This window comes from Pseudoalteromonas phenolica, assembly GCF_044788725.1.
Taxonomy (GTDB): Bacteria; Pseudomonadota; Gammaproteobacteria; order Enterobacterales; family Alteromonadaceae; genus Pseudoalteromonas; species Pseudoalteromonas phenolica_C.
Genome location: NZ_CP173161.1, coordinates 3,853,214 through 3,868,264, shown reverse-complemented (window position 1 = coordinate 3,868,264; position 15,051 = coordinate 3,853,214). Strand labels below are relative to the sequence as shown.

The 15,051-nt window shown below is 40.1% G+C and carries 19 protein-coding genes; 9 read left to right on the top strand and 10 right to left on the bottom strand.

Translation table 11 applies throughout. The features are described from left to right. The first annotated feature begins 72 nt into the window (after window positions 1-72). Window positions 73-546, top strand: a complete 474-nt coding sequence (locus tag ACH784_RS17510) for a hypothetical protein (RefSeq protein ID WP_404395308.1) — start codon at window positions 73-75, stop codon at window positions 544-546. Next, window positions 546-1,076: an RNA 2',3'-cyclic phosphodiesterase gene (thpR, locus tag ACH784_RS17505; protein ID WP_404392384.1), complete on the top strand. Its 531-nt coding sequence runs from the start codon at window positions 546-548 to the stop codon at window positions 1,074-1,076. Before ACH784_RS17510 ends, thpR begins: the two co-directional genes overlap by 1 nt. A gap of 7 nt (window positions 1,077-1,083) precedes the next feature. On the opposite strand, the gene ACH784_RS17500 is transcribed toward thpR, so the two are convergent. Next, window positions 1,084-1,785, bottom strand: coding sequence for a glycoside hydrolase family protein (locus tag ACH784_RS17500; RefSeq protein WP_404392382.1), 702 nt, complete (start codon window positions 1,783-1,785; stop codon window positions 1,084-1,086). 24 nt (window positions 1,786-1,809) lie between these two features. Continuing rightward, window positions 1,810-2,577, bottom strand: a complete 768-nt coding sequence (locus ACH784_RS17495; protein ID WP_404392380.1) for a hypothetical protein — start codon at window positions 2,575-2,577, stop codon at window positions 1,810-1,812. Window positions 2,578-2,754: 177 nt separating this feature from the next. Here ACH784_RS17495 and ACH784_RS17490 point away from each other — a divergent pair, with 177 nt between their 5' ends. Further along, a complete protein-coding gene (locus ACH784_RS17490; RefSeq protein WP_404392378.1) occupies window positions 2,755-4,482 on the top strand; it encodes an ABC transporter ATP-binding protein in 1,728 nt (575 codons plus the stop codon). A 55-nt stretch (window positions 4,483-4,537) separates the two neighbouring features. Here ACH784_RS17490 and ACH784_RS17485 read toward each other — a convergent pair whose 3' ends face one another. After that, window positions 4,538-5,038 carry a PhoD-like phosphatase N-terminal domain-containing protein gene (locus ACH784_RS17485; RefSeq protein WP_404392376.1) on the bottom strand — a complete coding sequence of 167 codons (501 nt, stop codon included), beginning with the start codon at window positions 5,036-5,038 and terminating at the stop codon, window positions 4,538-4,540. Between the two features lie 210 nt (window positions 5,039-5,248). Here ACH784_RS17485 and ACH784_RS17480 point away from each other — a divergent pair, with 210 nt between their 5' ends. Next, the gene (locus ACH784_RS17480; RefSeq protein ID WP_404392374.1) at window positions 5,249-5,800 is read left to right on the top strand and encodes an aspartyl/asparaginyl beta-hydroxylase domain-containing protein; all 552 of its coding nucleotides are present in this window, start codon (window positions 5,249-5,251) and stop codon (window positions 5,798-5,800) included. Window positions 5,801-5,836: 36 nt separating this feature from the next. Beyond that, window positions 5,837-6,124 carry a DUF6916 family protein gene (locus ACH784_RS17475; protein ID WP_404392372.1) on the top strand — a complete coding sequence of 96 codons (288 nt, stop codon included), beginning with the start codon at window positions 5,837-5,839 and terminating at the stop codon, window positions 6,122-6,124. Here the strand turns inward: ACH784_RS17475 and ACH784_RS17470 are convergent. After that, complete coding sequence (locus ACH784_RS17470) at window positions 6,105-6,611, bottom strand: GNAT family N-acetyltransferase (protein ID WP_404392370.1); 507 nt, start codon at window positions 6,609-6,611, stop codon at window positions 6,105-6,107. The genes ACH784_RS17475 and ACH784_RS17470 overlap by 20 nt on opposite strands. Before the next feature lie 205 nt (window positions 6,612-6,816). Here ACH784_RS17470 and ACH784_RS17465 point away from each other — a divergent pair, with 205 nt between their 5' ends. From ACH784_RS17465 to ACH784_RS17450, 4 genes are all read left to right on the top strand, one after another. Further along, a complete protein-coding gene (locus ACH784_RS17465; protein WP_404392368.1) occupies window positions 6,817-7,329 on the top strand; it encodes a phage tail protein in 513 nt (170 codons plus the stop codon). A 10-nt stretch (window positions 7,330-7,339) separates the two neighbouring features. After that, a complete protein-coding gene (locus ACH784_RS17460) occupies window positions 7,340-7,861 on the top strand; it encodes a phage tail protein (RefSeq protein WP_404392366.1) in 522 nt (173 codons plus the stop codon). A 10-nt stretch (window positions 7,862-7,871) separates the two neighbouring features. Beyond that, a complete protein-coding gene (locus tag ACH784_RS17455; protein WP_404392364.1) occupies window positions 7,872-8,411 on the top strand; it encodes a phage tail protein in 540 nt (179 codons plus the stop codon). A 323-nt stretch (window positions 8,412-8,734) separates the two neighbouring features. Beyond that, window positions 8,735-9,739 carry a sugar-transfer associated ATP-grasp domain-containing protein gene (locus ACH784_RS17450; RefSeq protein WP_404392362.1) on the top strand — a complete coding sequence of 335 codons (1,005 nt, stop codon included), beginning with the start codon at window positions 8,735-8,737 and terminating at the stop codon, window positions 9,737-9,739. A 17-nt stretch (window positions 9,740-9,756) separates the two neighbouring features. Here ACH784_RS17450 and ACH784_RS17445 read toward each other — a convergent pair whose 3' ends face one another. The 6 genes from ACH784_RS17445 to ACH784_RS17420 all read right to left on the bottom strand — a co-directional run bounded on the left by ACH784_RS17445 (window position 9,757) and on the right by ACH784_RS17420 (window position 14,995). After that, entirely contained in the window at window positions 9,757-9,909 is a 153-nt protein-coding gene (locus ACH784_RS17445; protein ID WP_404392360.1) for a hypothetical protein, read from the bottom strand. Between the two features lie 65 nt (window positions 9,910-9,974). Beyond that, the gene (locus ACH784_RS17440; RefSeq protein WP_404392358.1) at window positions 9,975-11,888 is read right to left on the bottom strand and encodes an asparagine synthetase B family protein; all 1,914 of its coding nucleotides are present in this window, start codon (window positions 11,886-11,888) and stop codon (window positions 9,975-9,977) included. A gap of 5 nt (window positions 11,889-11,893) precedes the next feature. Beyond that, window positions 11,894-12,871, bottom strand: coding sequence for a hypothetical protein (locus ACH784_RS17435; protein WP_404392356.1), 978 nt, complete (start codon window positions 12,869-12,871; stop codon window positions 11,894-11,896). Beyond that, window positions 12,871-13,767: a 2OG-Fe(II) oxygenase gene (locus ACH784_RS17430; protein WP_404392354.1), complete on the bottom strand. Its 897-nt coding sequence runs from the start codon at window positions 13,765-13,767 to the stop codon at window positions 12,871-12,873. Before ACH784_RS17430 ends, ACH784_RS17435 begins: the two co-directional genes overlap by 1 nt. Before the next feature lie 34 nt (window positions 13,768-13,801). After that, window positions 13,802-14,092 (bottom strand): PqqD family protein, encoded by a 291-nt coding sequence (locus ACH784_RS17425; protein WP_404392352.1) that lies wholly within the window; start codon window positions 14,090-14,092, stop codon window positions 13,802-13,804. A 6-nt stretch (window positions 14,093-14,098) separates the two neighbouring features. Beyond that, window positions 14,099-14,995 carry a hypothetical protein gene (locus ACH784_RS17420; RefSeq protein WP_404392350.1) on the bottom strand — a complete coding sequence of 299 codons (897 nt, stop codon included), beginning with the start codon at window positions 14,993-14,995 and terminating at the stop codon, window positions 14,099-14,101. Window positions 14,996-15,051 lie beyond the last annotated feature (56 nt).

Below are 15,051 nucleotides of genomic sequence, written 5' to 3'. Positions count from 1 at the left end.
TTCTAATTTGCTTAAAAAAGACATAACAACATGAAAAAAGCACTTATTTTTCTTACTTCACTGTTACTCAGTATGCCAACGTTTGCAGGCTCACTCGCAAAAGAGTTACAGGTATTTGAACCTTATCTTGGTACTTGGCAAGCTGATTTTGCAGTTAAGCAAGGGCAACCAGCAATGCAAGATGTCAGTAAATGGGAGCGTGCGCTTAATGGCACAGCTATTCGCACACTACACTCAATCAATGAAGGAATGTATGGTGGCGAGTCATTGATATTTTGGGATAAAACTAAAAATAGCCTAGTGTTTTACTACTTCACAACCGCAGGGTTTTATACTCAAGGCAGCATGGATGTGTTACCTAATGGCGCTTTTGTAGCTTATGAAGATGTAACGGGCAGTAAAGATGGCATCACCAAAGTGAAGTCTACCAGCCAGTTCATTGATGGCGAATTTAAAGTCTCTACACAATATTTAAAAAATGGCGAATGGACTACGCCTGAATCGCGTAGTTATCAGCGCAGCAATAAACAGGTTAAGTTTAAATAGTGACTGACGCAAAAAGGTTGTTTTTTGGCATAGGTCTAGATGATGCTGCAAAAGAGCACATCAAGACCTGGCTAGACAATTCAGTTGTAGGTAAAAAGCCACATACCAAAGTGCAAAACTGGCATCTCACTTTGGCGTTTTTGCCCAATGTGCAACCCGATCAACAAAACCAACTTGTCGAATTTGCGCGCAGTTTGCACGTTGCGCCATTTTCATTAAAGTTTAGCGAAACTGGCTATTGGCCGCATAATGGCATCTTTTATTTGCAGCCCGACTCAATACCTTTACCGCTATCTTTATTGGCAGAGCCGTTGAGAGACAAGGGAAGTGAGCTTGATATTTATCACAACCCATTTAGTTTTGCCCCGCATATCACGCTATTTCGAAGTCACAAACCTTGCCCTCAGGTTTTGAAAGCGATCACCCCTTTTTCGCTTATTGTGAAGCAGTTTCATCTTTACCACTCTTATCGATGTGAAGAACGAGGTCTTGTATATGAGCCTATTGAAACATTTATGCTGAATGCTTAGATTTTTGCTAGCGCTTAAACAGCTTCTTTTTTGCTTTTTTTAGTAACCAAGAAAACAAAGCGCTGAAAAGCTTAGTAAGCAAGGAAGTTTGATAGTTTACGCTTATACCGTTGTGATGTTTGTTTGGCTGCTTGCTGATAGCCTGTTTAAAAAGCTGTTCTGTTGCTGCATTACGTTCACTTTGAATATGTCTGCGGCTGCATTCTTGGGCGGCACAGTGCCAGTCTTGTTGCTTGATAGCTTGGTGTAGTTTCGGCCAGTTTTTCGCTAAATGCGGAGTGCCTAAATTAAAAGCCATATCGAGCAAAGCATATTGGGCACTCAGTGGCATTTGTTCAAATTGGCAGTTAAAGCCGCTTTGTTTGCTAAAGACCCTGTTCAATTCTTGTTTAAACTGGGTGAGGTGTTTGTGAAGGAGCTTATCGGTTTCATAGCTGGGTAGTGTCAGTTCACAAAACTGCGCATACCAACTGGCCTTATAACCTGACTTTTGTTTGCTTATCTTTTTGTATTCGGCTTGTTTTTCGCGGTCACTGGCGGGCTTTCCCGACTTTTTATGGATTAGATTGAGCGCACAAAACTGGTGTGCGTTTGCCATTAAGAATCCAACCCCTATGGTGGGATTGCCCCGATTATCTAAATAAAGGTGGGGTATTTCGCCCTCAAAGCGCTTTAGTTGCTGTATAAACTGGCTGTCGTTACTCGGCATAACCACCTATGTTGTCGAAAAAGATTACTCGGCTAACTCTTGTGCCTCTTCTTGAGCTGGAAGGTCACAACTTTGTACCTCTTTAATATTAGACTTTTCATCAACAATATAGCAATGCTTTAAGATAGAGCAGTAGCAAGCGTTTACTTTTACGTCATGTATACTCTTGTCGATTTGTTGCCAAAGACCTGAGTTAAAGTTGGTCTTTTGCATCATAAATACATTAAATTCTTCACCGTCAGCGAGTAAAAAGTTGGTGGTATCGCTTGACGCAAACCAGCCGAAGGCGTTGCGGTAATTAATGTCTCTTTGGTCTTGCTCTATCTCATCAAGGGCTTCTTTATATGCGTTTAACGAGCAGCAGCTATCGAGTAATTCTTCAATGTGAAAATGGTTCTCATCGTTATAAATGTACTCGATGTAATGAACCATGGCTGGGCCGGTGCCAGAGTTAGAAATATTGATATTAATATATTGTTTTTCTTGGTTAATATCGAAATTAGAGTAGCCCATTTTGAGCCAAGGTAGGGTTTCGGCTTTAAGTTGGCGTTTGGCGGCGGCAACTTGTTCTTGTGAGGCTTTTGCTTGTAGATAAGTGGCATAAAACGAGGCTGCAGAAATGACAATGGCACACACCGCGAGCATAGAGTTTATTTTTGAGCGAGTAAGGCCTTTTCTCGGTGGGCGCTTAGCTCTGAGCTTATGCTTTTTATCATCGTGATGATCTAGCACGGCTTGCTCCAAAGTAAGGTTGAGTTCCTTAGCTGTTTGGTTTTTTTTATTATCCAACATATTTTACTTTCAATTGTGCCTTAATCATTTATTTTTTTAGTGTCGATAAACTTTAATGTATTTAGCTGCAATATGTCTAACGTCATAGACAAAGCGGTTCTGATTAATGTGTAATATATGTTGTAATCTTTCTTCAATCAAAGCCAGCTTCAATGTCTGGATGACAAAGATGTAATAATGAAAAAAAAGAATTATCAGTATTTATTAAGAGGGTTGTTAGACTTTTACAATTTCTCACCTAAGCGTCAAGTATTGCTATTTACGCTTATATTATTTCAAGGGGTTAGCGCAGGTGTTGGCCTTTTTTTGATTGTCCCTTTACTGGATGTAATAGGAATAAGTACTGGAATATCTGCAAGCTCGGAAATTACAGAATTAGTACGAAAAAGTTTTGAATACTTAGGGTTATCTTTGGATCTCGCTTCAATACTTTTTTGTTATATATTCTTAGTCACTGTAATTGCAACACTACGCTATCAATTAACTGTATTAACTGCAAAAGTACAACACAGTTATATTAGGCATGTACGAAATCAGCTTTATAGTTTTGTTCTTAACAGTAAATGGCAGTTCGTTATAGAAAATAAACTTTCGGACTTCGTTCATAGTTTGTCAATGCAAGTTCAGCAAATAGGCCACGCCTCTTATTTGATGCTGTCCATACTTAGCCATATCACACTTTCATTTATTATGATTTTGCTTGCATTATTTTTATCGTGGGAGATGACATTACTAACTTGTGTATTTGGTATAGCTATATTAAGTCTACTTCGCCCTTTAAATAGCTACATATACGGCTCAGGGCAACAACAACTTACGAGTAATAAAAAAATATTTCAAATGCTGACAGAGCATTTGGGTAGTTTAAAAATGATAAAAAGCTTTGCTAGTGAAGGCGTTTATGAATCACAAATGGCGCGTGAAAGCTTGCTACTTGAAACTCAGCATATAAAAATTCAGCGAGCAAATGCGGTGACAACTTGGGTGTATATAGTTGGGGCTGTGGCTTCTTTCAGTGGTCTTTTGTATATTTCCCAAACTTGGCTTTCAGTAGGAATAGAGAGAATGCTCATGTTATTATTGGTATTTTCTCGTTTATTACCGCGTATAGCAGAGTTACAAAAATCGTACCAGCAGTTACTCCATAAAGTGGCTGCTTACAAAGATATTTATCAATTAATGGAGTCTTGTCAAAGTCAGCAAGAGAGCCAGACCAGTATTGAAACCAAAAATATACAGATAAATAGTGAGATTAGGCTGGAGCAAATTTGTTATCAATACCCAAGTCAATCCGAGTGTGTATTTGAGCCCGCTTCTTTTTCAATTCAGAAGAACCAAACTGTAGCACTTGTTGGTCGTTCGGGGTCAGGAAAGTCCACACTAGCAGATATTATTGCTGGTTTACTTCTTCCTACTCAAGGTAATTTATATTGTGATGACAAATTAATAACTGGAAACAATCAGCAAATCTGGCGTACATCCATTTCATATGTAACGCAAGAAGCTTTCTTTTTCCATGATAGCATTAGAGCAAATCTGGTTTGGGTAACAGACGAAGCTGTCAGTGATGATGAGTTATGGCAAGTTATTTCAATGTCTGCAGCAGAAGAGTTTGTCAAACAATTACCACATGGTCTAGATACCTTTATCGGAGACAGGGGAGTAAAGCTATCGGGCGGAGAGCGTCAGCGTTTAGCATTAGCGAGAGCACTGCTTGCTAAACCTCAATTGTTGATACTAGATGAGGCGACAAGTGCCCTTGATAGTCATAATGAAGAGTTAATTCAAAAGGCACTTGAGCAGTTACAAGGTAAACTCACCATTTTGATTATTGCGCATCGTGATACAACGATTAGGCATGCCGATAAGGTAATAGATTTAACAAATAGAATTGGATTAGGTTAGCGCCTAGATGCTTACCTAATCAACTTATCAGTGTTGGCAAAAAAGATGCAATAATTTATGCATGTATCAGTTTGCTGTGCTTATTTCTATAAGTCATTAAGTTAGTTTTAATTTCTTGTGTTGGGAATACGTCGTAAGACAACACATTGTCTGTCAGTTCGTCTTGTGTCATATCAGCAAGAGCATGTACATTACAGTTTTCATACGAAAAACGGTAATACAACACTGAACCAGGCGGTACATTGTGTAAATTGACTTCAAGCGTATACGCAGATTTATTAGGTCGAGTGACAACATCAGAGTTCACTATGCCACTAAACTGCTCATCTTGCGATATTTCCCATTTTACCTTGCTAAATTGGGAACTTGCAAAAGGTTCTACTCTTAATTTAATAGTGACTTTACCATCGGGTGAAGCTGTTGGAACATCGTTTAAATCTAATTCAGAAGAATCAATGACACCAATACTAGTCACACCAGTTTGTGCTTGTAATGACGAACTCGCCAAGGCAGCAGCAGATGCAATTATGAAACTCCTTCTCGAGAGCTTTACCATGTGTTAATCCTCTTAGGTTATGTGTCTTGCTATAAATCTAGCCAGATTAAAATTGCTTCAATTATACGAATTTGTCAAATTAAAATATTAATTTTGAGCAAGTTGTTGACATAAAAATAAAAAATATAAACCATACAGTACCAGATAGTTAATGTGTTAGCGGTTATGTCAAAAACAATTTTATCCGCAAAGCTTCCTACAAGTATTAAGATGGAAACTTTAAGGCTTGAGATCGAAAACTTAGTCGGTGAAGAGTGGGTTGAACATGTCAATAAAAGAGGTTACGAAGGAGGGTGGGAGGTGCTTCCCCTCAGGTGTTTAGCTGAGCATGTTAATAGTCACGTTATTTTACAAGGGTTTTCGCTTGAGGGCGAACAAGCATGGGAAAACTTACCAGTACTCGATAAACTACCTACAATCAAACACTTCCTGGATGGCTTTGGACAGGCCCTAAAGTCAGCAAGGCTGATGAAATTAAAAGCTGGCGCAACTATCCATCCGCACTCAGATGCTTATATAGCGAAAGAAATGGGAGAGATTCGTTTACATCTCGCTATATCCGGTTGCGATGGAGTGCAGTTTCTGGTGGCTGAGAAAGAAGTGCCAATGCGTTCAGGTGAGCTGTGGTATATAAATGCAGACCAAACACATTCGGTTAAAAACACCGGGGAGCAAAGCCGTTTGAACCTAGTAATAGACTGTATTGTTGATGACACAATAGATAAGATGTTTGCACAAGCAACACAGGTATCAAAGGGCTAGAGAGTTGCTATATTATTTAATTAAGGCAGGGTGAATATGGAACAATTTAACGCAAAAGTATTAACAGAATTGTTAGGCCAAACGGTCGATATCACGGATAGTGTCGGATCAGGGGTTACACTTACCGTTTCAGAAGTAGTTGAAAGTTCGATGAATGGCGATGAATGGGAAGCGTTTTCTGTGTACTTAACAGGAGAAGAGTCTTTTCATATATCACAGGGAACTTACAAGGTTGCCCACTCTGCATTCGGAGAGCGGGACTTATTTATTTCACCAAAAAGTCCCGTGGAATATGAAATTATCATTAATCGCAAGCGTGGTTAATTTGTGGCTTGCACTCTAAAAGTATGTACACCTCATTAAATTCAGATTTAAATTTAAAACCTAATTTTTCATAAAGCTTTCTAGCCGGGTTGAACTTTTCTACATGGATTGACACCGGCTTATTGTTTTTGTGCGCCTCAGTAATAACCTTTTTTAATAAAAACCCACCAATTCCATTAGCGCGAAATTCGGGCAGCAATGCGATGTCTACAATGCGCGTTTCTGTGCGCCAATGATCTAAGTATAAGCGACCAATAGGCTGGCCCGCGACTTCAATGATGTTAAAGTCATCGGTGCAATAGTTCTTCATATAATGGCTATGCTGCGCTTCAAATTGTTGCGTAAAAAAGAGCTGCTTTTGTTGTGGCGTGAATTGTGCCTGTGCTACTTCAGGTTCTCTGATGGTAGCGTAAAGATGTTTAAGAAATATTAAATCGCTCTCCTTAAATGGCCTTAGGTTTAGGCTTTTGTCCCATTTTTTGTTCATAATATCCTAATTTATTGGGGGTTATTTATGGTTGATTTTGTTAAATCCATTAACTTTTGTAAAGTGGCTTGCACTAACAAAAAGCTTGGCGTATATTTTTTTCAACAAATAAATTTGTAATTTTACATTTATTTTTAGCCAGTAATAGCCTAGCCACTCATGTGTTAGGTCTTATCCAAAATTGCGACTCGCTAGGGAGAGTACGATGGCAGAACCATATATTGGTGAAATAAAAATGTTTGGCTTTGACTATGCACCAAGAAATTGGGCGCTATGTGATGGGCAAACATTACCTATCAATGAAAACCAAATATTATACGCCTTGTTGGGCACTATTTATGGCGGTGATGGTAGAACAAATTTTGCTTTGCCTGACTTTAGGGGTCGCGTCCCAGTGCATAGAGGATATGTTTATCCTAAACCGGGTATACGTACAGGCGTAGAAAAGGTTGTTATACAGGAAAATGAGCTGCCTGTGCACACACATGGTTTTATTGCCAGTACTGATGCAGCCGATAAAGTGACGGCTGGTAGCAATGAAACTCGCTTACTCGCTAAGAGTGATGCTCTGTTATATACCGCTCCGAATAACTTAGTAGATATGAATTCGGACACAACTACAAAAACAGGCGGCGGGCAAGCGCATGAAAATATGCAACCGAGTTTGGTTATTAGCTTTGCGATCGCGCTGCAAGGCCTTTTTCCATCAAGAAACTAAGGATTAGAACATGGCTGACCCTTTTTTAGGTGAAATTAGAATGTTTGCGGGCAATTTTGCGCCACGACATTGGGCTCTTTGTGATGGTCAATTGTTGCCAGTAATTAATAATGAAGCATTATTTAGTTTATTTGGCACTAGGTATGGTGGTGACGGGCGCACAACGTTTGGTTTGCCCGACTTACGGGGGCGACTGCCAATGCACCAAGGTCAAGGGCCTGGCTTGACATCTCGGCAGATAGGGCAGAGATTTGGAGTAGAAGCAGTTACTTTAAAAGTTGATGAAATTCCGCCCCACAGCCACCCTATGGTTGCGAGTCGCAATAATGCAACATCTAATGATCCCGCAGATAATGTGTTAGCAAACACCGCGGGAGAAAAATTTTATAATACAGATCCATCAAAAATTAGAAAATTACAGTCTGGCGCGGTTGCAAACTCGGGAACTAATGCTTCGCATTACAATTTGATGCCATCACTTTGTCTTAACTTTATCGTTGCTGTATTTGGGACGTATCCACCAAGAAACTAAGGAGTAGAGCATGGCTGAGCCATTTATTGGGGAAGTTAGAATGTTTGCTTTTAATTATGCCCCGCGGGGTTGGGCATTTTGTGATGGGCAGTTGCTCCCCATCGCTGAAAATACCGCGCTGTTTGCTATCATAGGCACAACTTATGGTGGCGATGGGCGCACGACCTTTGCTGTGCCAGATTTAGAAGCGCGGGCACCGATGCAGCCAGGGCATGCACCAGGGTTATCCTATAGGCGTCTCGGTGATATAGAGGGGGTTATTAAAGTTTTCTTAACGGAGGGGCAAATTCCTCCGCACAATCACGACGTACAGGTATCGGGCACGCTAGGCACCGATGAGAACCCAGATGCTCAATATGCGGGCTTTATTGAGGTGCTGCCGGGAGAACAGGGAGTTAAGTCATATAAAGACAGCCCGCTCAATACAGGTCTTATGTCAGTGGATGCTATAGATACCGCGGGTGCAGGTGATGGGCATTATAATGTACAGCCTATGTTAGTTGTAAACTTTTGCATTGCCTTAGATGGTATTTTCCCTCCTAGAAACTAATGTTTTTATATGGGGCTTTTTATTGAACCAAAGAGCCCCATGATTAATATAAAAGTAGCAATTAAAGTGTCGACTCGTTATATTGGTTAGATAGTTTGGTTGTGATAATTATCATGCTGAAAGTTCGCTCAAGAATAAAAAAACTTAAACACAAACTCGCCGTTTACTATAATTATTGCCCAATAAAAATACATAACCATCAAAAAATACCATTTAGCAGTGTGCACCGCTTTTGTAATTGGGGCTATTTTACTAATAAATCTCTCGGCCTTGCTTTTAGTGCCCAGCTGATTTTATTGTTAATTTGGCCGTTGAGAGCGAGTTTGCAAACGCTGAGCGCTTACCGAGCTTTTGCTAAGCAGGTGCTCGAACAAGGAGCGAGCACTAAAAGTAAGCTATTGATAGACGTGTGGTTACTTGCCATATTCAAATCTGTTCCGCCACGTATGTATTTTCGATATCGCTTGTTTGAGCGTCAGGAGTCTGTTGATCACTGGCTGCTCGATCATCAAATCAGCGCGTTATTTCCAAAACTAAATAACTACGCGGTTGATATGCGTATTCGTGATAAACAGTTATTTCGGCAGTTTTGTTTGCAACATGGTTTTGCTCACCCAGCCAACCTAGATATCAACAAAGAGCAGGTGTTACCCGAGCAGTTTATTATTAAACCAAAAAGCGGCAATGGTGGCAGAGGGTTTATGCTGATTAAGCGTCATCGGCTAGGTTGGCAATTGAGTGATGATATTGGGACTGTGATAAACACAGCAGATCTCGCTGAGACAATTAATGTGTTATATGGCGATAACTTTATCATTCAAAAGCAGTTACTCAATCACAGTGCATTTAGTTTTATTGCGTCGAGCAAGTTAGTCACTCTTAGGATATTTACTGGTTGGGTGCTACAAGAGCAAGGCAATCGCTATGAGGTTGAGGCGTTACATGGTGTGTTATTTATTCCAAAACCTGGCCAGCAAACCAGTAATAACGGCTATTTAGTTCAAGTCGATTTATTAACGGGTGAGCTGGGTAATATGCATAGCCGTAAACCTTTGTCTCGTAGCTTGTCACACTATCCTGGGTTAAATAAAAAGGTGGCTGGCACGTGTTTGCCGTATATAGATAACTCGGTGGACTTAGCTATGCGAGCGCATGCACATTTTAACCGTCATGTTTTTTTAGCCTGGGATATCGCGATTACGCAGCAGGGGGCGGTGTTACTCGAAGCCAATGAAAACTTCGATATTGCGGCAATACAAATAACAATGCAGTGCCCGGTAGGCAGCACTGCATTGGGTAAAGCATGTTTACATCACTGTAAGCTCTAAACCTTGATTATTAAGGTTTATGAGCCACCCTTAGAGTCACCACCTTCTACGCTCAAAAAGGTACCACCTAGTGTCATATCGACGTCTAACGTGTTGATCTCTGGGGCTTGCCACTGAGCTTTTACTGTTTGCTGTGGCGCAGTTTCTAAGTGTGCATTGTCTTGCTTCATTATATTCTCCATTAAAAAATAGTTTATTGTGAAACCGTTGTTAATATAACCCTAGTAGAATAGATTTACAGCAATTTGTTGTCATGTTCCTGTTTTTTTTCTAATGATTGCTTCCATATAATTAAAGCCGTTAATTTAATTAAATTTTGGTGGCCAAATTGAGTCTTACTTGAAGGTGTTAAGTTATATATATAGTCATATAGCGTCTCTAAATTTATAAATTCATTAATTGCGCTATTATGCTTAGCTTGCTCTATCAGGGCCAGTATAGCTTGTCTATCTTTAATAACCCTGTTCCTTAGAGTGGGGACTGCGCCGCCTGTTTTAACGTGTCGCTGCCTTATCTCATCGGGGAGAACGCCTTGCATTGCTTGGCGTATCATTCTGCGCTTAACACCGTTCGCAACTTTAAACTGAGTGGGTAGGGCCAGGCAAAATTGTAGTAAGCGAATATCCAACATGGGATATCTATACTCAATACCATAACTGGCCGCGCCGGTAGCACTGTCTTCTAAACGGTAGAGTATATCAGCGGCATTAATAGCCTGATGCTCTCTTTGTTTCACAGACCCTCTTAGCGGCCAAAAGTGATGGTTAATAAATCGCTGAGGGTAGCCATACTGCTCTGCAAAGGAGGCATTGATGCCTGTTCTTTCTATATGCTGATGCCAGTGTTTTAGAGTCTTTTTTTCAGCTGGCTTTTTTTTCTTGAATTTATACATAGCAATAGCAGCTAAAAAAGTTTTCAGTTGCAGTGTTTTATGATCGGTAAATTGCCTCGTTTGGTGCCATAGTTGTTTTAAGTTATTACCTTTAACTAGCTCTTCCTCCCAGCCATGGCCATAACCAGTTACTAATTGGTCACCTCCGAAACCCGATAATAAAGTTCTTCTTTTACTATTATATAAGTTAACAAATATTTGATCGCCAATAGCACTAAAATCTCGCCTTTCTGGACCACTATGAAAAATGTTGGCATGTCGCACTGTATCGATAATGCCTACATCATTACTATGCACCTTATGCAATTGCATATTAGGGTATTGCTCGATGAGTAATTGGCTTAACTCGGATTCATCGCTATATGGATGGGTATTGCCTTTGAGCTCGGGTGACATCATGTGGCTGTATACATGCAATGGTTGACCATTTAACTTAGATACTGCGGTTGCTGCTATAGAAGTTGAATCTAATCCGCCACTGAGTTCACTAGAGATGTCACCATAACACCGAAGACGGTCTTCTACAGCTTGATTAAAAAGTAAGTTAAATTGTGCAATATATTCCTGTTCGCTGCAGTTGGGTAATTGGTGGTTTATATCGAGCTGCCAGTACTTTTCAGTCGTGTCTTGCTCTGGTGATATAAATCGCCAATGTGCAGGGGAAAATGAAGAGATCCCATTATAAGGGGTTGCGTGGTAATTTATTTCTGTAGTGGTTAAGTTATCAGCTATCCACTGCTTGTTTATACTACTATCTACCCAGGGTAGGGCGAGTAAAGCGGCCTTATTGGACGAAAAAGCGAAGAATTGGTCATTTTCAGCAATAAATAATGGTCGAACGCCAAAATGATCTCGAATTAAGTATAGAGCCTGTGACTGCCGATCATAAATAACAATCGTAAAGTCGCCGATAAGATGTAACCCCATTGCATTCTGATATTTTTTATATGCGGCTAATAGCAGGTTTTCATCTGTGGTTTGCTCATTTAAGTTGATTGCCAGCTTACCCGCTAGCTCTGCACGGTTATCTAATCTGCCGTCAAATACTAAATAATAGTGCTCATCAGTATAGGGTTGCTGAGCAAGTGGAGATTGAGGTGTATTAAATTGTTGTAAGCAGGTTATCAAAGCTGAATTTAAATACACACTTCTAGATTCATCTCTTGGCCAAGGTTCACAGGCTTTAATCATGGCAAACTGCCATTGAGATTCGACAGGCTGACTTGTCTTACTTATAACTCCGCAGATAATGCTCATGGTTATTAGCTTTCCTTGTGTTGAATAGGGAGTGTTTTCAATTGTGCATATTTGCTTTGTAGAGCCTTTAGCAGCTCATCATGTTGTTCGGCAAAGCTGTTCAGGGTGCTGTTACAGATAGCTTTGTAGGGTTTGCTCTTCCACACCCCTTCCTTTGATGACCAAGTATTGTTCCATTCTTGATTTGCAGCTGTGATTTGATTTGTCGATAAAAACGAGACTATCTCAGCATAGTTGTTTGATAGTTCGGTATAGTCATATACTTTTGTATTGCTATGACCACTACTGTGTTGTTCCATTTGAGTTAATGTATGAAAGTAGTGCTTTCCTGCGTAATGTGCCATGGCATCAGCAGGCTGGGTATTTAAGTCTGGTAGGGCCGTATTATATAAATCCAGCCAAGCCTGATTTTGTACATAATCAGGAGGAGTGCGTGTCAATGACTCTAACACGGCAAGTGGTTCGCGTATTAGGCATAAGACCGGTGAATCAGGAAAATCTGACCTTATTTGGCTTTGGTGCATAATGCTGACGGAATTAAATTTAATAATCAGCTGTTTGTTGAGTGAGTTCGCCCATAAATTCCAGTCGGCCACGGCTTTCTTGGCTGCCAACGATGCCAGAGTTTGAAAGGGCTCTGGAAACATGTTGCTAGGATTGTAAATTCTACCTAAAAACTCTGGCTCACCCAAGGTTATAAATTTTCCCGTTGCTTTTAAGTTTTGACAGAGGAGCGTGGAGCCACATCGAGCGACGTGAAATATCTTACCTACAGGCGGCAGTTTTCCGACTGAGTAGCTTGGTAATTCAAGCCATTTAGTAAAGGGTAAAACTTTGATTGCTTTTGGATCTTGCAATGCTTTGATTGAGTCTTTTAAAAAGCCAAAGTCTAGGTTTAATTTGCTAGGGTCTACCAAGTGTACAAAGAAGTGCTCTCCGGCTTTGGTAAATTTATAAACAAGCCAATTAGTGTGTTCTGTCATTAAGTTCTCTCTGAAAAGTGAATATGGCCCACAACGGCCATGCGACCATGCATAAATTGTTTGCTAGGTACATTGGTCGGTGCCACACAGTGGTAATAACAGCTTGGGAATGCCACAAAACGATTGTGATTCGGGGTTATTTTTGTAAAGGAATTGGGGTTGTATTCTCGGCTGTCTAAATTAGTATCAAACGCGTATAGCTCACCACCTGAAAACTGCTTAGGTTGTTCGTGGAAGTAATAAATCCAAGAAATAACTCGTGTTGTTTGTTCACCAAAAAGAGCAGAGTTATCGGAATGAACTTGGAAGAAGCCACCATCAATATGATTGGTTAACTTGATCTCTATACTTTCAATAGTAAAGCTAGGTATGTTGAGGGCGTTACGAATTTTGTCAATATTGCTGTTTATAAAATCATTAAACAGGGCTTTAAAGTCGCTATTAATTGCCAGAAAGTGTGTTTTTCTAGCATTTTCATTATGTTCTGTAGAGTTGTAGCCATAGCCCGCTAATTTAAAACTGGTTTGTTTGTCAGCGACATGCTTAAGTAAGGCCGCGGTGTCGGTTGTTGAAAATAAGTTGTCCAATATAAATGCTGGCATTGTATTGTAACCGTCTTTGTCCACTATGCTACCGATGTGCAAAGCTTGCGCATCTTGTTGGGGGTTTTGAGTGCTTTTGTCTAATAGGCTATAGATTGATTTTGCTTTGCCTAACTGACCAGAACGCCTTAGAAAGTCAGCTTTTTTAATTAATATATTGTCTAGATTGTCAACGTTGTTTTTTTGTCTCTCACAAGCGAGTTTCTTATCAAGGGAGTCAATGAAAGCGTTACAAAGTAATGGATTGCTTAACTTGGCTAGTTTTTCAAACTCTTGTTCGCGAATGATTTCCATATTTAATACCAACTGTATGGTTGCAAGATCCAGGTTAGTTTTGGATGGTTACAAGGTTTTCTTTTTGCATATTAGCAATAAAGCTAAGTACATCGCTTTGACATTGCTCAGTATCTACATTAAAACTGAGAGTCAGTGCCTTGACAATATCGGTGATGTTTTTAGGTTGTTCAATTAACTCCCAGATAATAGCGGCTTGTTTATTGGTGCTGATATAGCTGCCAGTGTCCATTGACATTAGAACAGTTTCGTTGTCTACGTTGCAGTCGAGTACGTCGTCTTTACGTGATACGGTGCTATTTAGAGTGATATTATTGTCAGACATGGCGAGTTAGTTCCTGTTTATAAATTTGTTGGTAATAAGGTCCAATACACTTTCTAAAGAGTTGCTTTCCAGAGGTCGATGCAAAGCGGCGATATTAAGTGTTGAGGCCAGTTTTGCACATTGTTGTATGTTTGTTTGTTTTTGCGTATTAGACAGAAGTCTCTTTCGGTAAGTATGCCTTTTCATTAAATCAATTTTACTAACGGTTGGCAGTTTTACGAGTTTAGGTTCGGTAATATCGGCTTTACCTAAGATTAAAACATGGGTGACTTTAGTAGGAGTATTAGAAAAGTGCTGATGAAGGGGATAAGCAAATTTATCTAGATTACTGAGTACACGTTTTAAGCCTTGGGTTTCAATGCTGAGTTTGTCGGTTGCGTCTTGCCATAGCTTACTTTGCGGGTAAGCGGGCATGAGCCAAGGTTGGTCATTTTTAAAGTCGATAACGGCGAGGTCATCGCTGAGCAATTTAAAACCGTTTTTAATCAAAATGTTAGCGGTTGTTGATTTGCCGGCACCGGAGTTACCACATATAAGAATGGTGTCTTTACCATTTGTGAGTGCACTAGCGTGTAATGTGAGTCTGCCTCTTTGGTGTTGAATAATTCCCAGTGCGCTGCCTAATAAGAATAGCCGTATGTCATTATCAGTAACATTTCTTTTGGGAGAAATAGTCACCTTTCGGCCTTGTTCGATTAAGAAAGTTGCAACGTTTTCAATCTCTAACCTTAATTGGTCGGCATTTTGTTGCCATATTTCGTCTGAAGCTATGATATCGGTTAATTGCTTTGGAACCGAGCCTAGTTCGACCTCTACATCTGCTTTTTGGTGATTGCTGGCAATGAGTTCGGGGCAGGCGATAGGTGAAGAAATGGTTAACCCAAATACATGGTAGTAATACATTTTATATTGCTGTTAATTCAAAGGTGAAGATTTGTAGTTAGACTAACGAGTTCACA